Source organism: Hymenobacter endophyticus (genome assembly GCF_032464715.1).
In the GTDB taxonomy this organism is placed as follows: domain Bacteria; phylum Bacteroidota; class Bacteroidia; order Cytophagales; family Hymenobacteraceae; genus Hymenobacter; species Hymenobacter endophyticus.
The window spans coordinates 188570-210109 of the sequence record NZ_JAWDJT010000004.1 but is presented as its reverse complement, the minus strand read 5'-3'; the positions used below and the strand labels follow the sequence as shown (position 1 = coordinate 210109).

21 protein-coding genes and 1 pseudogene are annotated in these 21540 nt (G+C 57.7%); 13 read left to right on the top strand and 9 right to left on the bottom strand.

All coding sequences use genetic code 11. The annotated features are described in order from the left end of the window. Nucleotides 1-86: 86 nt before the first annotated feature. The 4 genes from ROI90_RS09015 to ROI90_RS09000 all read left to right on the top strand — a co-directional run bounded on the left by ROI90_RS09015 (nt 87) and on the right by ROI90_RS09000 (nt 3418). Nucleotides 87-383, top strand: coding sequence for a hypothetical protein (locus ROI90_RS09015; protein ID WP_125420402.1), 297 nt, complete (start codon nt 87-89; stop codon nt 381-383). 37 nt (nt 384-420) lie between these two features. Further along, complete coding sequence (locus ROI90_RS09010; protein ID WP_315998006.1) at nt 421-711, top strand: cell division protein ZapA; 291 nt, start codon at nt 421-423, stop codon at nt 709-711. Between the two features lie 132 nt (nt 712-843). After that, nucleotides 844-2541 carry a ribonuclease Y gene (rny, locus tag ROI90_RS09005; RefSeq protein WP_315998005.1) on the top strand — a complete coding sequence of 566 codons (1698 nt, stop codon included), beginning with the start codon at nt 844-846 and terminating at the stop codon, nt 2539-2541. A 673-nt stretch (nt 2542-3214) separates the two neighbouring features. Next, entirely contained in the window at nt 3215-3418 is a 204-nt protein-coding gene (locus tag ROI90_RS09000) for a hypothetical protein (RefSeq protein WP_315998004.1), read from the top strand. A gap of 5 nt (nt 3419-3423) precedes the next feature. On the opposite strand, the gene ROI90_RS08995 is transcribed toward ROI90_RS09000, so the two are convergent. Further along, nucleotides 3424-4824: a mercuric reductase gene (locus ROI90_RS08995; RefSeq protein WP_315998003.1), complete on the bottom strand. Its 1401-nt coding sequence runs from the start codon at nt 4822-4824 to the stop codon at nt 3424-3426. 252 nt (nt 4825-5076) lie between these two features. Here ROI90_RS08995 and ROI90_RS08990 point away from each other — a divergent pair, with 252 nt between their 5' ends. Together ROI90_RS08990 and ROI90_RS08985 are read left to right on the top strand one after the other, a co-directional pair. Further along, nucleotides 5077-5811, top strand: a complete 735-nt coding sequence (locus ROI90_RS08990; RefSeq protein ID WP_315998002.1) for an outer membrane beta-barrel protein — start codon at nt 5077-5079, stop codon at nt 5809-5811. Between the two features lie 111 nt (nt 5812-5922). Beyond that, nucleotides 5923-6669 (top strand): glycosyltransferase, encoded by a 747-nt coding sequence (locus ROI90_RS08985; RefSeq protein WP_315998001.1) that lies wholly within the window; start codon nt 5923-5925, stop codon nt 6667-6669. A 12-nt stretch (nt 6670-6681) separates the two neighbouring features. On the opposite strand, the gene ROI90_RS08980 is transcribed toward ROI90_RS08985, so the two are convergent. The 5 genes from ROI90_RS08980 to sucD all read right to left on the bottom strand — a co-directional run bounded on the left by ROI90_RS08980 (nt 6682) and on the right by sucD (nt 12288). Then, complete coding sequence (locus ROI90_RS08980) at nt 6682-8568, bottom strand: hypothetical protein (RefSeq protein ID WP_315998000.1); 1887 nt, start codon at nt 8566-8568, stop codon at nt 6682-6684. Between the two features lie 54 nt (nt 8569-8622). Further along, nucleotides 8623-9855: a PIG-L family deacetylase gene (locus ROI90_RS08975; protein WP_315997999.1), complete on the bottom strand. Its 1233-nt coding sequence runs from the start codon at nt 9853-9855 to the stop codon at nt 8623-8625. Nucleotides 9856-10214: 359 nt separating this feature from the next. Further along, on the bottom strand, nt 10215-10973 hold the full coding sequence (locus tag ROI90_RS08970) for a hypothetical protein (RefSeq protein WP_315997998.1): 759 nt from the start codon (nt 10971-10973) through the stop codon (nt 10215-10217). Between the two features lie 53 nt (nt 10974-11026). After that, nucleotides 11027-11230 carry a hypothetical protein gene (locus ROI90_RS08965; RefSeq protein ID WP_315997997.1) on the bottom strand — a complete coding sequence of 68 codons (204 nt, stop codon included), beginning with the start codon at nt 11228-11230 and terminating at the stop codon, nt 11027-11029. Nucleotides 11231-11406: 176 nt separating this feature from the next. After that, nucleotides 11407-12288, bottom strand: coding sequence for a succinate--CoA ligase subunit alpha (sucD, locus tag ROI90_RS08960; RefSeq protein WP_315997996.1), 882 nt, complete (start codon nt 12286-12288; stop codon nt 11407-11409). A gap of 280 nt (nt 12289-12568) precedes the next feature. Here sucD and ROI90_RS08955 point away from each other — a divergent pair. Both ROI90_RS08955 and ROI90_RS08950 read left to right on the top strand, forming a co-directional pair. After that, nucleotides 12569-13543, top strand: a pseudogene (locus ROI90_RS08955) (PLP-dependent cysteine synthase family protein); the annotation flags it as partial. A 41-nt stretch (nt 13544-13584) separates the two neighbouring features. Continuing rightward, nucleotides 13585-13992 carry a response regulator gene (locus tag ROI90_RS08950; RefSeq protein WP_315997995.1) on the top strand — a complete coding sequence of 136 codons (408 nt, stop codon included), beginning with the start codon at nt 13585-13587 and terminating at the stop codon, nt 13990-13992. A 117-nt stretch (nt 13993-14109) separates the two neighbouring features. On the opposite strand, the gene ade is transcribed toward ROI90_RS08950, so the two are convergent. After that, nucleotides 14110-15765 (bottom strand): adenine deaminase, encoded by a 1656-nt coding sequence (gene ade / locus ROI90_RS08945; protein WP_315997994.1) that lies wholly within the window; start codon nt 15763-15765, stop codon nt 14110-14112. 305 nt (nt 15766-16070) lie between these two features. Here ade and ROI90_RS08940 point away from each other — a divergent pair, with 305 nt between their 5' ends. From ROI90_RS08940 to ROI90_RS08925, 4 genes are all read left to right on the top strand, one after another. Beyond that, a complete protein-coding gene (locus ROI90_RS08940; protein ID WP_315997993.1) occupies nt 16071-16724 on the top strand; it encodes a hypothetical protein in 654 nt (217 codons plus the stop codon). 10 nt (nt 16725-16734) lie between these two features. Next, nucleotides 16735-17127, top strand: a complete 393-nt coding sequence (locus ROI90_RS08935) for a hypothetical protein (RefSeq protein ID WP_315997992.1) — start codon at nt 16735-16737, stop codon at nt 17125-17127. Between the two features lie 41 nt (nt 17128-17168). Beyond that, nucleotides 17169-17885: a (d)CMP kinase gene (cmk, locus tag ROI90_RS08930; RefSeq protein WP_315997991.1), complete on the top strand. Its 717-nt coding sequence runs from the start codon at nt 17169-17171 to the stop codon at nt 17883-17885. 129 nt (nt 17886-18014) lie between these two features. Beyond that, nucleotides 18015-18899 carry a 4-hydroxy-3-methylbut-2-enyl diphosphate reductase gene (locus tag ROI90_RS08925; RefSeq protein WP_315997990.1) on the top strand — a complete coding sequence of 295 codons (885 nt, stop codon included), beginning with the start codon at nt 18015-18017 and terminating at the stop codon, nt 18897-18899. An 81-nt stretch (nt 18900-18980) separates the two neighbouring features. On the opposite strand, the gene ROI90_RS08920 is transcribed toward ROI90_RS08925, so the two are convergent. Then, nucleotides 18981-19733 carry an SDR family oxidoreductase gene (locus tag ROI90_RS08920; RefSeq protein ID WP_315997989.1) on the bottom strand — a complete coding sequence of 251 codons (753 nt, stop codon included), beginning with the start codon at nt 19731-19733 and terminating at the stop codon, nt 18981-18983. A gap of 92 nt (nt 19734-19825) precedes the next feature. After that, nucleotides 19826-20767, bottom strand: a complete 942-nt coding sequence (locus ROI90_RS08915; protein ID WP_315997988.1) for a helix-turn-helix domain-containing protein — start codon at nt 20765-20767, stop codon at nt 19826-19828. A gap of 154 nt (nt 20768-20921) precedes the next feature. On the opposite strand from ROI90_RS08915, the gene ROI90_RS08910 reads away from it, so the two are divergent. After that, a complete protein-coding gene (locus tag ROI90_RS08910; protein WP_315997987.1) occupies nt 20922-21476 on the top strand; it encodes a DUF502 domain-containing protein in 555 nt (184 codons plus the stop codon). Nucleotides 21477-21540 lie beyond the last annotated feature (64 nt).

Sequence of the window (21540 nt, the reverse complement as noted above, 5' to 3'; positions counted from 1 at the left end):
GCAGATTAGTTATAATTTGACCCGGTAACTGGCAACCAGTAACTCCTGACTGGCAACTGGTAACTGGAAACTCGCAACCCAAAAAAATGGCCTCCACCCAGCAGCTTGCGCAACTCGACCGCCTGGAGCGGCAGGTGACCACCTTAGTGGCTGCCTATCAGCAGTTGCGCGAGGAGCTGGCCGATTCGCAGACGACCATTCAGCAACTGCAGGCCGACGTGCGCGACCGGGAGCGGCAGCTGAAGGATTTCCAGAATCAGGAGAATATCACTAAACTTGTCAATACCATAGCCGGGGAACCGGCCAATGTCAACGAGCTGAAACTTCGCCTCAACGAATACATCCGAGAAATAGATAAGTGCCTTGCCTATTTGAGGGAGTAACCACCACCATACCAACCCCACCGCCCACTGGCTACTGATGTCCGATTTATCCATCAAAATCCGCGTTGCCGACCGGGACTACCCCATGCGGGTAAGCCCTGAGGACGAGGAGCGCCTGCGCCTGGCAGGCAGGCTGCTGAACGAGCGGCTGAAGGAATTTCGGGAACAGTACGGCATTCAGGACAAGCAGGATCTGCTGGCCATGATTGCCTTATCAACAATGGCTGACCGCCTCAAGGTCAGCAAGGAAAAGGACGGAACCGATGCGGCTCTGACTGAGCGCATTGCGCGCCTGGACGAGCTGATGCGCGGCGTGGTGCTGGTATAGCTGCCACGCATAGTGGTGGCGCGAAGTAACAGCCCGAGCAGGGCGGGGCAGCCGGCCCCGCTGCCTGCGCGGGCATTGGCGTTTCTACGGAGCTATGGGTTTCTTTCTTCCTTTAACCCCCCTTTATAGCTCATGTCCGAAACTCTCTATATTGTCCTGGCGGCCGTGCTTGCCCTCGTGGTAGGTGTGGTGCTAGGGCGCCTGCTGGCTGGTAAAGCCCGGCAGGACCACGAGGCCGATGCCAAGAACCGCGCCCAGCAGCTGCTGGCCGAGGCCGAAGCCCAGGCTACCCGTACCCGCGACGAGCGGATTCAACAGTCAAAAGACAAATTCCGCACCCTTAAACAGGAATTTGAGCAGGAAAGCCGCCGCCAGAAGCAGGCCCTCGACCAGGAGCTGACCGAGCGCCGCGCCGCCGTAGTGGAGCAGGAGCAGAGCATCAAGCAGCTTAGCCTCACCACCCAAAAGCAGCTGGAAACCATTCAGCGCAAGGAAAAAGAGCTGGACGCCACCCGCGAAAAAGTAGAGCTACAGGCCCAGCAGCAGCGTGAGAAGCTGGATGCCCAGGAAGAAAAGCGCCGCGCCACTCTCGAAAACCAACTGGCCAAACTGGAGCAGCGCGAGCAAGAAGTAGAGCAGGAGCTGGAGGAAACCCGTCAGAGCCTCAGCGAGAAAATTCAACTGGTGACCACCCAGCTCGAAACCATTTCGGGCCTTACGGCCGCCGAAGCCCGCGAGCAGCTGGTGGAAAGCCTCAAGAACGAAGCTCAGATTCAGGCCAGCTCCTACATCAAGGACGTGGTGGCCCAGGCCAAGCTCACGGCCACCAAGGACGCCAAGAAAGTGGTGCTGGAAACCATCCAGCGCACCGCCGCCGAGCACGCCATTGAAAACTGCGTGAGCATTTTCAACATCGAGTCCGACGACGTGAAGGGCAAGATTATCGGCCGCGAGGGCCGCAACATCCGGGCCCTGGAAGCCGCTACCGGCGTTGAAATCATCGTGGATGATACGCCCGAGGCCATCATTATTTCGGGTTTTGACCCCGTGCGCCGCGAGGTGGCCCGCCTGAGCCTGCACCTGCTGGTGAAGGACGGCCGCATCCATCCGGCCCGCATCGAGGAAATTGTGGCCAAAACCCGCAAGAACATTGACGAGGAAATCGTGGAAATCGGGGAGAAAACCATCATCGACCTAGGCATCCACGGCCTGCACCCCGAGCTGATCAAGATGGTGGGCCGCATGCGCTTCCGCTCGTCGTACGGTCAGAACCTGCTGCAGCACTCCCGCGAAGTAGCTAACCTGTGCGCTACCATGGCCGCCGAGTTGGGCCTGAACGTGAAGCACGCCAAGCGCGCCGGCCTCCTGCACGACATCGGCAAAGTAAGCACTGAGGAGCCCGAGCTGCCCCACGCCATTCTGGGCATGGAAATGGCCAAGAAGTACAAAGAGCACCCCGATGTGGTCAACGCCATCGGCGCCCACCACGACGAGATGGAAATGACGGCCATGATTTCGCCCTTGGTGCAGGCCTGCGACGCCATCAGCGGCTCGCGCCCCGGTGCCCGCCGCGAGATGATGGAGAGCTACATCAAGCGCCTGAAGCAGCTGGAGGAAACCGCCAACGGCTTCAAGGGTGTGAACCAGTGTTTCGCTATTCAGGCTGGCCGTGAGCTGCGCGTGATGGTGGACGCCGAAAACGTAACCGACGAGCGGGCCCAGGAGCTGAGCTACGAAATTTCCCAGAAAATCGAGAAGGAAATGCAGTATCCCGGCCAGATCAAAATCACCGTAATCCGGGAAATGCGCGCCGTGGCCTACGCCAAGTAGCCCGCCGCTTTTTCAACGCAAAACCGCCCCTGGAGCTTTGGCTGCGGGGGCGGTTTTGCGTTGGTGGATGCAACGTTTGTGCTGTTTGATAGCTCTGGTTTAGTGAGTACTATTAAAAAGGGAAATTATGGGTCGATTCTTATGCTCTACAGCTGTATCAGGCAGTGTAATGGGGCTATTAACTGGATGCTCCGTGTATGCCCCATTGCAGCCCGCGGCTCCATTCATCCGGCAGCGGGGCGACGCCGAAGCAACCGTCAGTGCCTACCTCAGCGGCCGGGTGGAGGGCTCAGCTGCGTATTCACCATTGAAACATGTGGTGGTGAGAGCCGCTGGAGGCCTGAAAACCAATGGCACTGATTCCCAGTATTACCGCATCCGGCAACTGGAGGCTGGCATAGGTGCGTACTGCCGTCTGGGTGATGATTGGCTGCTGGGAGCTATGGTGGGTTACGGCTTGGGCAAAGGTGGCGCACGGTATTACGATGACTTTGAAAAAGCCTTACCGGATTCCGTTCCGTTGCACCTGTACCGTTATAGCTTCCGTAAGCCTCACGTAGAAGCTTACGTCAGCCACCGGTCCCGATGGACAACCGTTGGAGCAAGTTGTCGCTTCTCACAGGTGCGATTTGCCAACTTCACGGATCGGGGCCAGCCAGCGCCACTTCGCCAGATGTCCCGCCTAGAGCCTTCGGTTTTTCTGCGGCTAGGTGGGGCCAAAGTGTTGCCCTGGCTGCAAGGTCAGGTGGTGCTCAGTCTTTCACTGGCCGCCGGAGGACGCACGCATTCACCCAACAAGGCCGTATATGCTATGAAGATGGAGCCCGCTTTTACCTCTTTCGGGCTGGTGATTTACCCGCATCGGTTCAAGGAATAAGCCTGTTATCTCGCCTTCACCAGCTTGGCAAACAGGTTGTTCAGCGCCTCCGCCCAGGTTGGGTGGGCAAACACGGTGTTCTGCAAATCGTCACAGGTGAGGCCGCCGGCCATGGCCAGCTGAATCATCGACATGATTTCGCCGCCCTGCTCACTGAAGATGGTGGCCCCCAGAATCTGGCTTTTCTCATCCACCAGCACTTTCATAAAGCCATCAGTGAGGCTGGTTTCCTGGGCCCGGCCTATTACGCGCACGGGCATGGTGGCAACGCGGTAATCGATTTTTTCGTGGCGGGCCTGCTTTTCGCTGAGGCCGATGCGGCCCAGTTGGGGCTGGGTAAACACCACGTAGGGCAGGGGGCGGGCTTTGGCCGAGCGGCGTTTGCGGTGCAGAATATTGTCGCGCACCACCCGGTAGTCGTCGTAGGCCAGGTGGGTGAACTGGGGGCCGGGATGCACGTCGCCGAGGGCGTAGATGCCGCGCACGTTGGTTTGCAGCCGCTCGTTTACCACTACATAGCCTTTTTCGTCGGTTTCTACCCCGGTGGTTTCCAGGCCCAGGTCGTAGGTGTTGGGCTCCCGGCCCACGGCTACCAGCAGGTGGGAGCCGCGCAGGCGTCGCTCCCCGTCGGGGGTGCTGGCCGTGAGGGTGTACTCGCCGTCGGCGTTACGCGACACGCGGCGGACTTCGGCTTCCAGCACAAACTCCACGCCGTCGGCCTCCAGCTGCTGGCGCATGGCCTGGCATACGTCGTCGTCCTCCCGCTCCAGCAGGTTCTTGGCCGCGTCGATGATGGTTACGCGGCTGCCGAAACGACGGAACATCTGCCCGAACTCCAACCCGATGTAGCCGCCACCCAAAATCAGCAAATGCTCGGGTAGTTGCTTAAGGTCGAGGATATCTACATTGGTCAGAAAGCCGTTTTCGGCGAGGCCTTCAATGGGCGGCACAGCGGCCCGCGTGCCAGTATTGATGAAGATGAGCGGGGCAGTTATTTCCTGCTCACCGCCGGCGTTTAGCTGTACCTGTACCACGCGTGCACTGCTGAAACGGGCATGGCCCATGAGCACGGTGATACCGCTCTGCTCCTGGGTAAGATTCGCCCGTACTCCGTCACGCTTATGCTGAATAACGGCATCTTTACGCGCTACAATAGCCCGAAAATCGGGTTTAGGCGCGCTGGCTTTCACGCCATATTCGGCGGCGGTGGCTACCTGATGCACGCGCTCAGCCGAAGCCAGCAGGGCCTTTACCGGCGAGCAGCCGTAATTGATGCAGGAGCCACCCAGCAGGTATTTTTCGATGAGGGCCACCTTGCGGCCGGCCTTGGCCAGGGCCGTAGCCAGCGGATTTCCCGCCTGGCCGGAACCAATAATAATAGCATCGAAACGAGTAGGACGGGGCATGGAGGCTGAAATCAGGCGGCCGAACGTTCAGCCGCACCGGCTATACGGAATCCGGGGACAAACTGTCGGGCTTAGCTGCTGCGGTGGCGCTGGTGCTGTATTCACGCGCCAGGCTCCGGAGAGGTTGGTAGCCACTTCCTGACTCGTTGGGCCGGGACCCGCCAACCTTGCACTGTCCGGGATGGGCCAGCCAGTACACAACGAAACCCGGCTGCCGACGTTCTGAGGCCAACTTCCTATCTTCCGCTGCCTATGCTGTATTCGCTTCGTCGTGCTACGTTTCTGCTGCTCCTGCCGCTGTTGGCGGGTTGCTCGTCGTTGTATTTCCCACCGCCACCTCAGGTTCCGTTGCTTACGCAGAAGGGCGAATGGAGCGGAGGCATTCATACCAACTTCAGCCAGAATACGGCCGTGCAGGGAGCTTACGCGGTTTCCGACCACTTGGGCGTAATGGGGTCAGCATCGTTTCTGCACACCGATAAGAAGAAACGGGCCGAGGACCACGATTTTGGGGAGCTGGGTTTGGGCTATTACACCCGCCTGCGCGACTCGCGGGTGCTGGAGGTGTACGGCGGCTACGGGTTGGGCCACACCAAGCGCGTGGAGCGCACTCCGGCCGAGGGTATCACCCGCACCCTAGAAGGCAGCCTGGACAAGTATTTTCTGCAGGTTAACTATACATCCAAGGATAAGAAAACGTACCATGTGCTGGGCCGCGACTGGCCCGTTACCTACGGCACGGCTTTGCGTGCCAGCTACGTCACGCTCAGCAACTTTCGCCTTGACGGGCAGCCCCACACCCCGGAGTCTAATATCTTTCTGGAACCCATCACCTACACCCGCATCACGCTGGTCGGGCCGCTGGATTTTCAGCTTATTAGCGGCAGCAATTTCGGGCTGCGGCATCGCCGCTACCTAAAGGCTGCTAATTCTGTGTTTCAGTTCGGGCTAGTAGTAAATGTGGGCGGGCAGAGTGGGGGTAAATAGCAGAAAGACCGAGAGTAGTGTGCACCTCGTTTTGCTCGGGTTAAATGAAACTGGGTTTTCAGTTAACCACAAGCAAGCTGGGCCGTAACTTTACGGTAGTTTTCTGCTCCCATGGCCCTCACCACCTCCCCCCACACACAACGCTTAGCCATTGTATTGCCCTGTTTCCGGCCACCGACCGAGTGGGCAACCAATATTCTTACGAGCCTGGAGCGGTTTCAGACACTGCTGGCGGGGGACATCATCATTCATCTGTACGTGGTGAATGATGGAGCCGGGGCTGATGTGACGGAGGCGGATATGGATGTGCTGCGCAGTGCGTTGCCTGGTCGGTTCACCTACCTGGCTTATACCACCAATCAGGGCAAAGGCCACGCACTACGTAAAGGCATGGCCCAAGTGCAGGAGCCCTACTGCTTGTTTACGGACGTTGATTTTCCTTACCAGGAGCACAGCATGGCGGCCGTGTATAATAAGCTGGTAGCTTCTGGAGCCGATATTGTGGTGGGTGTGCGCAACAACGCATACTATGCGCAGGTACCACCGGCCCGTCGGCGGGTTTCGCGCATACTGCGCCGGGTAACGCGCTACGTGTTGCGCCTGCCCGTGGAGGACACGCAATGCGGGCTGAAAGCTTTTAATACCGCTGGTCGTGCTTTGTTTCTGCGTACTACTACCCAGCGCTACCTCTTCGACCTGGAGTTATTATTTCTGGCTTCGCGCATGCGGCACTTGCGGGTGCTGGCTCAGCCCGTTGAACTCAAGCCCGGAGTTATCTTCTCCCGCCTCAACCCACGCATCCTGCTCACTGAAACCGGCAATTTGGTTCGGATACTGAGCCGCCGCCACCGGCTGTAGGTGCCGGGGGCTTTACTGCACGTTCCAGCGGTAGAGGCGCAGCTTACCGGACTGGGCGACCAGCATGAGCGGCTGCTGGCTTGGTAAGGCGGCTCCGGCCTCAATAAGCTGCTTAGCCAACGGGTTGGCTTGCTGTTGGGCAAAAGGGATGGAGCCATCATAATAGCTTTCATCCAGCAGCACCAGCAGTGGTTTGCGGGCGGCCTGCAGTTGAGCGCGTAGTTCTGGGGTAGGCCCGGTGGGACTAAACAGGCTCCGCAACTGCTGAACGTGCTCCTCCGGGGTGCGAGAGAGTTTACTGGCTACCAGCGGCAGGTTGGTGCGCAAGGCCAGCTCGTAAGCGTGCAGGGAGTGGGCATTATCATCATCTACTGTCAGTTCCAGGTTCTCGCTACCCACGTGGAAGAACGGAACCGGTAAAATAGCCTGGTACTGCTCCGGCCGCAGCCCCTGGAGCAGGGGCTGTAGTTCTGGAAACGTGCGCTCATCGGTGAGCAGGTTGGGTAGCAGGGATTTGCGGTAGTATTTGAGCGTATCACGCGTGTCGAGCAGGGCCAGCACTACCAGGGCAACAGCCACTACCCAGCGCCCCCGCCATTGGCTTCGGCGAAGCCAAAAATCAAGCGCCACCAGCACCAGCAAATTTACTGCCCAGAAGAAAGGCCAGCTAAACCGGCCCACAGCCCGGAAGTGCGTAACCACCTGAGTGACCTTCTGCAGATAGTAGAAAGCGCTGAAGTAGTTCTGAAAAATGTATTGGTCGTCGGCCACGGCGTACTCTGTACCCAGGGAAACGCCTAGCCCAACCAGCGCCGCCAGCAGCAACAGCTGCAGAAATATCCGCTCGGGCGCCGCTTTCCAAGCTTGCCAAAAAGCCTGCGTAGCGGGTTTGCGTACCAGCCAAGCCACCACAAAAAACGTGAGCCCAAATAATGCAAAAGCGCCCAAATAAGCCACCGACTCATATGTAGGTTGATTTTTGGGCTCCAGCCAGAAATGAACGGTTTGGTAGCTGCCCGGCTTAATCAGCGCCGACAGTTGCAGCTTCCAGGGGGCGTAGTTGAAGCCGGTGGCCTGCATGCTGCGTTGCACCCGGTAACCATCGGTGAGGCGTACTATCAAAAAGCACAGCAGCGTAGGCAGCAGGGTAATGAGCACGGCCGCTCCGCTTAGTGCGCGGTTGCGCCACTGCTGCCGGGGCAGGAGCCAGGCCGCAAAGAATCCCGCCACTGTAAGCGCCAGCAAGGGCAGGTAGTACAAGTGAATAAGCCCGGCCACTACTGAGCCAGCTACCAGCGCCAGCACCCAACCCCGAATAGAACTGCCCGCCCGCACCCGCTGGTACAGCCCCAACAGCCCCCAGATAACCAGCAACACCAGCCAGCTATACGACAGGTTGAAATGGCCAACCAGCAGGCGGCTGGTTTGCGGGTTGAGCCACGGTAACACTACGGCAAATACCAGCACCAGCCCCCAGTGCTGCACCAGCCGCCGCAGAATAGCTACCAGTAAAGCCGTGCTCAGGAAAAAGCCCGCCAGCATCAGCCCATGGTAAACGTCCAGCCCGTGCGGGGCCAGATCGGAAATGTAGTGTGACCAAAGCCGCACCGGCACGGCCAGCAGTGGCGTATTATCAGTGAAGAACAGGTACTCCCCAAAGGGATGATTCATCATGCCAAACCAGCTCAGCCCGTTGGACCAGGGCTGCTGGATATAAGCTTGAAAGGTGAAGTAGTTCTTAGCCCCGTCCTGGCTGGTTACCAACAGGTGCTGGCCGGGTTGGAAAAGCAATGCCCCAAACGCGCGCAGCACACATAACCCCTGTAGCAATAAAGCCAACAGCAACAGAACAGGGTAAGCAGGGCGCCAGCGCCAGATAGCAGCAAGCGAAGAAGGCATAAAACGCAAAAAATAAGGGGAAGTGGTAGCTCGACGGTACCGTAAAGCTACGCACTAGCGCACAACCGATAGTTTCTGCTGCCGCCGATATTTGCCTACCCGTAGTTCCGCCACGTAGGTGCCGGAGGCCGGAAAGCGCTGCACGTCCAGCCACTGGTCGTGGCGGCCGGCCTGCTGAAGTTCACCGCGCAGCAGCTGAACTACCTCCCGGCCCTGCATATCCAGTACCCGCAGCCACACGGGAGCCGCTATGGGCAAATCGAAGGTTAACTGGCTTGAGGCAGAGAAAGGGTTCGGAAAGGCTGGCTGCAGCACCAGATGGTCCGCCAGCAAGGCATCTTCATCATCGTTCTGCCCAGTGGTGACAGCCGGAGTCGTCGGTAGCAACTGCGGGCCCGCCTGGTGTTTTACCTGCACATATTGGTGCCCCACAAAAGCCAAGTGTTTGGTATCCCAGGGGTCTTCCTGACCCAGGCTCACCATAGTTTGGCAATAGGCGCGGTAGGCTTGCTGTTGGCTGCTGATCTGAGCTGGGGATAGATTGACCGGACGTTTGCTTACGTCGTACCCCACGTACTGCAGAAAGCGGCACTCCAGCCCCCGCATCGTCTGCTGGGCCAACTGGCCCGCCATGTAATGGTCAGAATGGTCGCCAGAGTTAAGCCGTACGTCGGTTTGCGCGGTATGCAGGGTCAATTGCCCCTTAATGGCTTCGTGAGCCAGCAGTTCCCGAACGGTCTGGCTCAAATCGTCCCAGGAAGTGTAGGGAGCTCCCCCGTTTAGCGGAGTCAGCGCTTTGCCAGTATCTCGTAGGAGCTTTAGGCTCTGGAAGCTACCGCGGGCCAAGCCCCGGCCATGTACTCCGCCATCAGGCAAATGCAGGTAGAAGGCTACCAGGTTCTGACTGCGGTACATATCAATGGAATGACCATTAACCTGCAGCTTGTCAGAAAACGAGGTAGAGGTCAGGCTGGCCGTGGGATTGGCTATCTGCCGCACCGAGGCCCGGTGGCTAGCTTCCCGGCTTTGCCAGTAGCTGTCGGCCGGCTCATTAGCTTGACCGCCCGTCAGGCAGATAAATACAATTTTGCGGCGCGTATGCTTGGCTTCCTCACTAACTGCTGCTCCCATAAACAGTTGCCAGTCGTCGGGATGAGCCGTAATAATGGCCGTCCACTTGGGGGTCGGCTGGCAGGGTGCCGGAGCCGCCACCGACTGGGCGCGTACCAGACTCGGAATGAGGCAAAGAAAAACCAACAGGTAAACCCAGAGTAAATTCTTTTGCATGCAAAAAGGATAGGGAGAGAAGCCGGGCAGTACGACCCAGTTCAAATGTATCAATTTGGCAATAAAAAGCCCTTCTGATTGCCTGTTTCCTAGGCGAATGACCCAAAACAGCGGGCCAATGACAAACACTGACCGCTGAGCGCCAAAACGGTCAGCCGGCTGGTTCACCCCTCTGTCGGCATCCTGCTGAGCATGCAGATACAGATTGAAAAAGGCGGCTCCTGTTTGCTGGAGCCGCCTTTCGCGCAGTTGGGGAGAGGACAAACTTGCTTGCTACCCAGCACGCGCAGTATCATGTCACCGATTTCCGCGGACGAGTGCAGTATATAGATGCTGCTGTCAAGCACGCGCAGACGCAATTATTCTGTTACTGTAAGCGCGTTATGTCCAGACTGTGTTACACCAAAAGACGCCGATACCGATATAAATGGGGTATGTGGCGCAATTCGTTGCCACGTATAAGTAGCCGGTTTATATACCCAACAATCCGCTTCATTAATATCAGGCTTGACGCCTTGCAGCCTTGGTAACACAGCAGTAGATACTTGACGATCTGGCCACATTTCTTGTTGGTGTGAACCGATTTGTAACATCAAAGGCTGGTTGTGGGCAACAGTTACAGCCTGAACTACATGCTCATCTGCGGTGCGCCCCAAGCATTCGATAACTATAAATAATCCGTTTTCAGGAACCTGTACAGAGGGCCAGCGCACCGTTACTCGATTATGTCGAATTTGATCTGTACTCAAAATAATGGGAGTGAACAGTTGATCATTTGCCGGCTCCCCAGTAGCATGTACCGAGGCTAATCGAAAAACCAATTGTCCTTCCTGTATGGTTTGAGCTTGGTGTAAACGTAGTGTCACCTGCTCTAAGTGATGATAACCGCCTAAAGCTGAGGAGAAGAGCACAGCAAATTTAATTCCCGGAGCGGCTGAAAAGCTTGTGGAACTTGAGCTAGTTCCTGTGACTACCTGTAAAGGTCCTTTTGCAGCTGATACATGAACAACTGGTAGAGCTTGGTCCAGTAGCGAATCGGGTTGCGCCGATTGAGCCCAAGATGCCTGGCTGACAGACGCTAGTAGAATACCTAATAATTCTGAGAGGAATCGTCGCATAAAAATGAAAAATACCCAGTGATATATACTCACTGGGTATCGCCTGCGTGAAACTATCCGTTACAAGCTATTCCAGTATCAACTTCATTGCTGAAGTCAATCCAAAATATGTACACGTGATGGGTTTGGTGTATTGTACCATTTTTGCAATAGTTATTGCCCCATTCGTTGCCGAAAATAGGGTTTGCGGCGGCTTGGTAAGTCGCCCCGCAAACCAGTCCGGCCACAAGTAAACCAGTCAATAATTTCTTCTTCATTTCTGGAAGATATAATACAATTAAAATGCCTACTCTATTAAATCCGCTTTTCGGCGACGGCGGGCTAGCGCCAAAAAAACATAGTAAATATGTTATATGTTATAATGTTAATATAAAAAATTAAACGACCGTTTCCGCTCAGCGGAAACGGTCGTTTAAAGCAGGGCAATGAGTTGTTACTTGCTACCCAGCACGCGCAGCATCGTGTCACCGATTTCAGCGGGGGAGTCCACTACGTGGATGCCGCACTCACGCATAATGGCCATTTTGGCAGCGGCCGTATCGTCGGCGCCGCCTACGATGGCGCCGGCGTGGCCCATGCGGCGGCCGGGAGGCGCGGTCTGGCCGGCAATGAAGCCTACAACGGGCTTCTTGTTGCCGGTTTCCTTGATCCAGCGAGCCGCTTCGGCTTCCATGCCGCCACCAATTTCGCCAATCATCACGATGCCCTCGGTTTCGGGGTCGTTCATGAGCAGCTCTACGGCTTCCTTGGTGGTGGTGCCAATGATGGGGTCACCACCGATGCCGATGGCCGTGGTCTGGCCCAGGCCGGCCTTGGTGAGCTGGTCAACGGCTTCGTATGTCAGGGTGCCCGACTTGGATACGATGCCTACGCGGCCTTTCTGGAAGATGAAGCCGGGCATGATGCCCACTTTGCACTCGCCGGCGGTCATTACGCCGGGGCAGTTCGGCCCGATCATGCGCAGACCTTCGCGGCCTTTCAGGTACTCCTTCACCGCAATCATATCCTTGGTTGGGATGCCCTCGGTGATGGTCACGATTACCTTGATGCCGGCGTCAGCCGCTTCCATAATAGCGTCGGCGGCGAAAGCCGGGGGCACGAAGATGATGCTGGTATCGGCGCCGGCCTGCTCTACGGCCTCGGCTACGGTGTTGAACACGGGGCGCTCCAGGTGCTGGGTGCCGCCCTTGCCGGGCGTTACGCCACCCACTACGTTGGTGCCGTATTCAATCATCTGCTGGGCATGGAACGAGCCTTCGGAGCCCGTAAAGCCCTGCACAATCACTTTGGAATCCTTGTTTACCAGAACACTCATAGAAGTGGGGTTAGCGGAAGATGCTGATGTGTGGGGTGGGAAGTGCCGCTACAGCCAAGCTGGCGGCGGGGCAAAAGTAGATGTTTTTGCCGCTTGGGCGAAGCGAATCCCGGATTAATCGGTGGGCCACACCCGGATACTGTTGCAAACTGCCGCCAAACCGTCTGCAAAGGCCATTCGAGTGTACCGGCTAACTTCTGGCCGGAGCCTGCTGCTCCCGTCCGGAATCCGTACCTTTGCCGCCTCTCTCCCAGTACCTCTTACCTCTCTCACCCGTACTATGTATCTGAATAACATTGTGGAAGCCATTGGCAACACGCCGCTGGTGAAGCTAAATAAAGTTGCGGCCGGCATCAAAGGCACCGTGCTGGTTAAAGTGGAGTACTTCAACCCCGGCAACTCGGTGAAGGACCGCATGGCGGTTAAAATGGTGGAGGATGCCGAAAAGGCCGGCCTGCTTCAGCCTGGCGGCACCATCATTGAAGGCACCAGCGGCAACACTGGTATGGGCCTGGCCTTGGCTGCCATTGCCAAAGGCTACAAGTGCATCTTCGTGATGAGCGACAAGCAGAGCAAGGAAAAGCAGGACATTCTGCGGGCCGTGGGCGCACAGGTGGTGGTGTGCCCCGTAGATGTGGCTCCCGAGGACCCGCGCTCCTACTACTCAGTAGCCAAGCGCCTGAGCGAGGAAACGCCCAACTCGTTCTATCCCAACCAGTACGATAACATGTCGAACACGGCGGCGCACTACGAGAGCACCGGCCCCGAAATCTGGAAGCAAACCGAAGGCACTATCACGCATTTGGCCTGCGGGGTGGGCACGGGCGGTACCATCTGCGGCACGGCTAAATACTTAAAGGAGCAAAAGGCTGACCTAGTAACGGTGGGCTTGGATACCTATGGCTCAGTGTTCAAAAAGTACAAGGAGACGGGTATCTTCGACGAAAACGAAATCTACCCGTACAAGACTGAGGGCATCGGGGAAGATATTCTGCCCAAGAATGTAAACTTCGATCTGATTGACCTGTTCATCAAGGTAACCGACAAAGATGCGGCCTTAATGACGCGCCGGCTTGCTAAGGAAGAAGGCCTGTTTGTGGGCTGGTCCTGCGGCTCGGCAGTACACGGAGCCCTGGAATATGCCAAAGAACATTTGCAGGAAGACGATACCATGGTCATCATCCTGCCTGACCACGGTACGCGCTACCTCGGCAAAATTTACAACGATGACTGGATGCACGCCCAAGGCTGGCTGTAAACCGGCGCTTTTGCTCATCCACTTTAACCGAACATAGTATGACAAAAAAGCTGCGAAACGTGGTGCTGGTAGATGACAACGAGACTACCTGCTTCCTGAATAACCGGCTTTTAAATCGGTTGGAAGTGGCGGAGCAGGTGCTAACGTACTCGAAAGCGGAGCAGGCCTATCAGGAGCTGTGGGGTAGCCATAAAGAGCAACCCAGTGTCGAGACGCCCGATCTGGTGTTTGTGGATTTGAAAATGCCGGGCATGGATGGCTTCGAGTTTCTGAAGCTTTACAGCGCCCTGCCGGAGGACGTACGCCGCCGAACCGTGCTGGCGGTACTGACTACTTCTATGCACGCCGCCGATACGGCCCGCGTGGCACAGTATGAGGGCGTAGAGTACCTGGCCAAGCCCCTCACGGAGGAAAAAATGCAGAAGCTGCTGCACAAGCGGTTTTAGCACAGCTGGCACTACTGACTCCCACAGTACGCATAGAACAAGCCCCTGACGCGGACTGCCGCCGTCAGGGGCTTGTTTTGTGATAAGCAGCTTCCTGCGTACAGAAAAACAGTGTAGCTATACTACCGCCTCCACAAACCGGAATGCTTCACCATCAAATAGGCCTTTGTCGCTGAGCTTAAGGCTGGGAATAACCAGCAGGGCCATGAAGGAAAGCGTCATGAAGGGAGCCTGAAGAGTGGAGCCCAACTCCTTAGCCAGCGCATCTACGGCGCTGTAGGCAGCGGCTACCTCGGGGCCCGGCTGGTCCGACATAAGGCCGGCCACGGGTAGCGGTAGAATAAGCTCCCGCCCATCGGGGGCTACTACCGCCAAGCCGCCGCGGGCTTCAATTACCAGGTTTACCGCGCGGGCCAGGCTTTCATCGTCGCAGCCCACGGCCGTGATGTTGTGCGAATCGTGGCCAACGCTGCTGGCCAGGGCTCCGCGCTGCAGCCCGAAGCCCTGAATAAAGGCTACGGCTGGTGGGGAGGGCTGGTAGCGGTTCACCACAGTGAGCTTCAACACATCCTGGGCAATGTTGGGCATTACCAGGCCGCTTTCTACGCGGGCCGGCACGTCGTGGCGGGCGGTAATAAGCTGCCCATCAAAGCACTCAATTACGCGCACGGTGGCGGCGGCCTGGGGCGCGAGCAGGTGGAAAGCCGCCGGCCGCACGGGGTCGGCAGTGAAGTTATTAACTACCGCCACCGGTACTGCCGGAATCAAGGTGCGGCCATTGTCGGCTACCAGTTCTCCATTCAAATAAGTCTGGCGCACCTGGAATTCTGTTATGTCATCTACCACGATAAAGTCGGCGGGGTCGCCTTCCCGCAGCAGGCCCACGGGCAGGCGGTAGTGCTCTACGGGGTTGCGGCAGGCCACGCGCAGCACCTGCAGCACATTCTGGCCCCGGGCCACGGCCCGCCGTACCAGCTGGTTGATGTGGCCCAGCACCAGGGTATCGGGGTGCTTGTCGTCGGAGCAGAACATCAGGTGCTCGTGGTGCTCGGGCAGCAGGTCAATCAGGGCCTCAAAGTTGCGGGCCGCGGATCCTTCCCGAATCAGCACCTTCATGCCCACGGCCAGCTTGTCCAAGGCCTCTTCGGCCGTAAAGCATTCGTGGTCGGTGCTGATGCCAGCCGAGGCGTAGCGGGCGGCGTCCTCACCCCGTAGGCCGGGGGCGTGGCCATCTACGGGGCGGTTGTACTGCTGAGCCAGCCGGATTTTCTCCATCACCAGCTCGTCGCGGCCCAGCACGCCCGGCCAGTTCATCATTTCAGCCAGGTAGCCAATTTCGGGGTGCTCCCGAAACAGCAGCTCAATATCCTGGGCCGTTATTTCGGCCCCGGCCGTTTCGAAGGGCGTGGCCGGCACGCAGGAGGGTGCCCCAAAGCAAAACTTGAACGGCACCTGCGCTGCATTTTGCAGCATGTATTGCACACCCGCCACGCCCAGCACATTCCCAATTTCGTGGGGGTCGGAGACGGTGGCCACGGTGCCGTGTACTACTGCCAAGCGGGCAAACTCGGAGGGCACTAGCAGGGAGCTTTCTACGTGTACGTGCGCATCTACAAAGCCCGGCAGCGCATAGGGTAGGGCCGCGTCGGGGACAGTGGCACCGGTGGGCTCAATGCGGGCAATGCTGCCGGCCGCTACGTGAATAGTAGACGGCGTTATCGTGTTGTCAAACAGATTGATAACGTTGGCGCGGAGCTGAAAATCGGCGGGCATAGGGCAGGAGCGGGGCTCGGTGAAAAGTAGGGCCGGCAGGCGGCTAACGGGTAAAGAACCGTATATTTGCCGAAAATCCGTGCCGTGAGAAAGATTGTGACTTTGCTACTGGCTGCCCTGCTGGGGGGCTCGGGCCTGCTGACAGCTGGCTGCGCTACCCGCACTCCGCAGCAGAAAAAAACCGCCTCGGTTAAGCGCAAAGCCAAATTCGGTAAAATACCCTGTCCCTGCGAAAGTCACTAGCTCTTCCGCCGGTAGTGCCGATAACGTTGTCTGATTCCGTATCTAACGCTCTGCTCGTTCCCGTGAAATACAATGTCTGCTATAGTCTGCTGCTGGCTGCACTGCTCCTCAGCGCTGGTACGGCGTACGGACAGCTGAACCCGGTGTACCACAACATGGGTGGCCGGTCTGCCCGGGCACTCAGCGGCCCGGGGGCCTGCCAACTGGCCGATGGGCGTTGGCAATCCGGCAAATTGCGGCTGGAGCCGTCGGGCCATTTACGCATCCAGCCCGCGGAAGGCGAATCCAACGTGTATCAAGCAGGGGAACTCCAGGGCTTCGTGCTGAAAACTGATACGTTCGGCGTGGTTCGCAATGTGAGTACTCCCTCCCAAAGAATAGCGGCGGCATTTGCCCAGAAACTGTACCGGTACGGGCAGTTAACAGCGTACAAGTTCGACCCGCGTTACACGGGCGCAACGGAAACTTTTTTGGGGATGGAAACCGCTAATCCTTCTTATACGATGGACCTGGTGCTGCAACCCGCCACCGGCGACGCGGTAGTAGTGCCAACGGGCCGGAATGCTTTCACGCAAACCATGCTCCGCTTGGTAGGAAATTGCCCGGAACTGGCCACGCAGATTACTAAAGGCAAGCTGGGCCGCCAGCACATGCGGCAAATTTTGCAGACCTACGCCAGCTGGCAGCAAGTCAATCCGCAGTCTGCTATCAACTAACCCGCACCTTATGCCCGAAGAAAACCCAGTTGCCGCCCTTGTAACGGCCGCCGAAGCCGTGCGCCAGCAACTCCGCGTAAACGCGTTTGACGCTGCGGCCGTGCAGCGCCTCGCCGAGCTGATTGAGGAGCAGCGGCCTACTATTAAAGAAGCCGAGCGTCAGGGCGTGATTACCGCGTTGGGCTGCTTTTTGGGCCAGTGCATGGTGGAGGTCTACCAGGGCGAGTGGGCCACCGGCCGCGACGGTACCACCGGCGTGGGCATCAACGGCGTCAATTTCTTCAACCCCTTCTTCCGCGTGAGTGAGCAGCTGACCAAAGGCCTCGACCAGTCAGTAGCCACGTTCTTCGCGAGTGTACCCGAGCGCCTGGCCGCCCAGCCAAGCCGTAAAACCTGGATTTAGTGAGCCCTTCCCGTCAGTCCGAGCCTAGCAGCGAACCTGTCATGCGAAAAATCGTCATTGCCATCGACGGCTATTCTTCCTGCGGCAAAAGCACCACGGCCAAGGCCGTGGCCGCTGAGCTGGGCTATGCCTACATTGATACCGGGGCCATGTACCGGGCAGTAACGCTGTATTTGCTGGAGCAAGGCATTGCCTTTGATGATCTGCCCCGGGTGGAACAGGCCCTGCACGAGATGCACATCAGCTTCAAGCGCAACCGCAAAACCGGCCGCAACGAGCTGTGCCTGGATGGCGTGATTCGGGAAGATGAAATCCGGCAGATGCGCATATCCAATCTGGTAAGCGAGGTGTCAGGAATTCCGGCGGTGCGCCACGCTATGGTAAGCCAGCAGCAGCGCATGGGCCGCAAGCGGGGCGTGGTAATGGATGGGCGCGACATTGGCACTACCGTGTTTCCGGATGCGGAGGTAAAAGTATTTATGACGGCCGATGTGCTCACCCGGGCCCTGCGCCGCCAGGAGGAGCTGGCCGTGAAGGGCGAGCAGGTGCCGGTGGAAGCCATAGTGGACAACCTCAGCAAACGGGACCACCTCGACTCCACCCGTACCGAAAGCCCCCTGCGCCGCGCCTCCGACGCCGTGCTGCTCGATACGACCCATATGATGATTGATGAGCAGGTGGATTTTGTGCTGGAACGGGTATCGGCCATCTTGTTCTCCTTGGCCGCTACCGGTTGGGCGCAGGACGCGACCAAGTAAAGAAGACTTTGCGTATCAGGGAGAAAAAAGCATCTCCCCATTGTTGTTACTCAGATTGCGGCACAGGATTCGCAGCAAATGCGGTAGTGGGCAGGGCTAGTTTGGTCCCGCTCCCAAGCAAAGGAGCTCATGAACGTCACCATCGATAAAAATTCCGGCTACTGTTTCGGCGTTGAGTTTGCCATTCAGATGGCCGAGGACGAGCTGGCCCAGCAGGAAACCCTGTACTGCCTCGGCGACATTGTGCATAACCGCATGGAGGTGGAGCGCCTGCACGCACTGGGGTTGCGCATTATTGAGCGTGAACAGCTGGAGCAGCTGCACAATGCCAAAGTACTTATCCGGGCCCATGGGGAGCCACCGGCAACTTACGAATTGGCTTTGCGCAACAACATTGAGCTGATTGATGCCTCCTGCCCCGTGGTACTAAAGCTGCAAAACCGGGTGAAGCACGCCTTCGATGCCAGTACCCGCCAAAACGGCCAGATTGTAATTTACGGCCAGCCCGGCCACGCTGAGGTAACCGGCCTCGCGGGCCAGACGCTCAACAAGGCCATTATTGTGATGACGGAGCAGGACCTGGACCAGATTGACTTCTCCCGGCCCGTGACCTTGTTCAGCCAAACCACTAAGAGCACGGCCGGCTTTTACCACATGAAATCGGTAATTGAGGAGCGGATTCAGGCTGCCGGGGGCTCTTTGGAGGCGTTTGATGCCAATGACAGCATCTGCCGGCAGGTGAGTAACCGGGAGCCGGCCTTAGCTAATTTTGCTACCCAGCACGATGTAGTAGTGTTTGTGAGCGGGCGTAAAAGCTCCAATGGCAAAGCCCTGTTTTCGGTAGTCAACAAAACCAACCCCCGCAGCTACTTCGTGGAAAATGAAGGGGAAATGCAGGATGAGTGGTTTCACGGGGCCGAGTCGGTGGGTATTTGTGGGGCTACCAGCACCCCCATGTGGCTGATGCAGCGCGTGAAGGACCGGATTGAGGAAGTAGCCGAGCACGTAGCGTAAGTGTCGCCCGTACAAACGGATGAGCCCCGGAGCAGTTTCTGTTCCGGGGCTCATCCGTTTAGAGGTTAGCAGGGCACAAATTTACAAATTCACACCGCCCGTAAGTTCCAGGCGCTGACCATTAAGCCATTTTGCTTCATTGGTACAGAGAAAGGCCACCACTCCGCTTACATCGTCGGGTAGGCCTACCCGGCCCAGGGCTGCAATCTGGGCCGCAAAGGCGCGCATCTCCGGTGTGTCCGGCATGGCACCGCCGCCAAAAATGGCCCCCGGCGCTACCACGTTGGCCGTAATGCCCCGCGCGCCCAGCTCCGCAGCTAGGTAGCGCGTGAATACGTCCACTGCGCCCTTCATTACCGCGTACGCCGAGGCTCCGGGATAGGAAATACGCGTAGTAGCCGACGACATATTGATGATGCGGCCCCCATCGTTGAGCAGCGGCAGGGCTTTCTGCGTCAGGAAGTACACGCCCTTAAGGTGGATGTTGAGCATCTCATCGAACTGCGCCTCGGTGGTTTCGGCAAAAGGGGCCTGCAGGCTAGTACCGGCATTATTGATGAGAAAATCGAAGCGGCTGACCCCGAAAGATGCCTGCAGTACGCTGGTGAGACGGGCGAAAAAAGCCTCCAAGCTGCTAACATCAGCCGTATCGAGCTGCAGAGCCACGGCTTTGCGCCCTAGTGCTTCAGCGGCTGTCACCACGGCCGCCGCTTCGGCTTGCTGGCGGTGGTAGGTCAGCACCACGTCAATGCCCTTCTGGGCTAGGCTAAGGGCAATATCTTTCCCTATGCCGCGGCTACCGCCGGTTACCAGAGCTAGTTTAGGAGTTGTCATGAGGTAAAAATGGACGGGTTAGTAGAACACGACAAAGGTCCGTCTGACAACCTGGGGGCGTGTTGTGCATGCCAATCCATTTCATGTAAAAATCAAACCAGGGCCTGGAGCCGAAAGGCACCGGGAGCCACGCCTAGTTGGCGCTTGAAAAAGTTGGAGAAGTGGGCCACGTCGGCAAAGCCCAGGCTATCGGCAATTTCGGCCAGCGTCCAGGTGGTTTGCCGCAGCAGGGCTTTGGCTTCCTGCGCAATGCGGGTTCCTATCAGGGCGGTAGTAGTGCGGCCGGTAGTTTCCTTGAGCACCTTGTTGAGATGGTTGACGTGCACGGCCAGATGGTCGGCGTAATCTGCAGCCGTACGTAGGCGCAGCTGCTGCTGGGGCGCTTCCAGCGGAAATTGCCGCTCCAGCAGCTCAATAAACAACGAGGTGAGCCGGGCCGGGGCACTGTGGGCCGGGTGCAGGGCTGTGGCCGGTTGTAGCTTCTGGCCCAGGTGCAGGAGCTCCAGTACGTAAGTCCGCAGCAAGTCGTACTTATACCGGTAATCGGAGGCCATTTCTTCCCGCATACGCCGAAAAATGGCGGTGGCTCGGGCTTCCTGCTCCTCCACAAGCTGGAAAGCCGGGTAACTTTCGGCCTTGAACAGCGGCAACTCATCCAGCACCACGCCACTGTTGGCCGGCCGTAGGAACTCCGAGGTGAACACGCAGAAAAATCCATCCTGACCGGCATCATACGGCAGCCAGTGGTGCGGCACTTTGGGCGTGGAGAAAATCAGGGCGTTGCGCGCTAAGTCCAGACTCAGATCCGGGTAATCGACCCGGTTGCGGCCCCGGAGCAGGCTGATTTTATAGAACGAACGGCAGGCGTAGGGCGCGCTGGGCTGTGGGCGGACGGCCTGCCCCGGCTGACCAAGCTCAAATACATTGAAATGCCCGACGTCCTGCTGAATATCGTTGGGCAGCAGGGCGCTTAACTCGGTGCCAGTGCAGGCCACTACATCGTGGTAAAACTCGGCCAGAGGAGCAGTTTTCATAATGGCATAAGTTGTGAAAATCAAAGCTACAACAACCCGCCCAAATGTTGCCGCGCCGGACGAAACAGCGGGTGGCCTGACTTTGAGTTTTGCCGGGTGCGGGTATCTTGCACCCTCCGGCGGCCGCTACACCAGTCGCCCCACACTCGTATTCATGCGTCGTTTCATCAACTACTTCCTCAGCGGTTTCCTGATTGTAGCCCCCATCGGGCTAACCATCTATATTTTGTACGCGCTGTTGCGCTGGCTCAACGACTTGTTTGCGGGGCTGAGCTTTGATGTACCGGGCCTGGGGCTGGTGGTGGCTATTCTGCTGATAACGGCGGTAGGGTTTGTGGCGAAGTCATTTCTGGTGCGGCCTTTCTTGATTATTACTGAGCGGCTACTGCACCGCACGCCCTTGGTGAGCATCATCTACTCCAGCCTTAAGGATCTGTTTGATGCTTTCGTGGGCGACAATCAGAAGTTTAACCGCCCGGTGCTGGTGCGCATGAGTGCTCAGGAGCAAGTGTTCAAAATGGGTTTTGTCACCCAGCCCAGCATGCAGGCCATTCACCGCGACGAACTGCTGGCCGTTTATTTCCCGCACTCCTACAACTTCAGCGGGGAACTGGTGCTGGTGCCCGTTCAAAATGTCACCTACCTCGACCTGCCCAGCTCCGAGGTCATGAAGTTCATCGTGTCCGGCGGCGTTTCACGGCTGGGGTAAAAGGTAAAGAGGTGAAGGTCTGGCATCCTGAGCGGAGCGAAGGACCTTATCACGGTGCAACGGA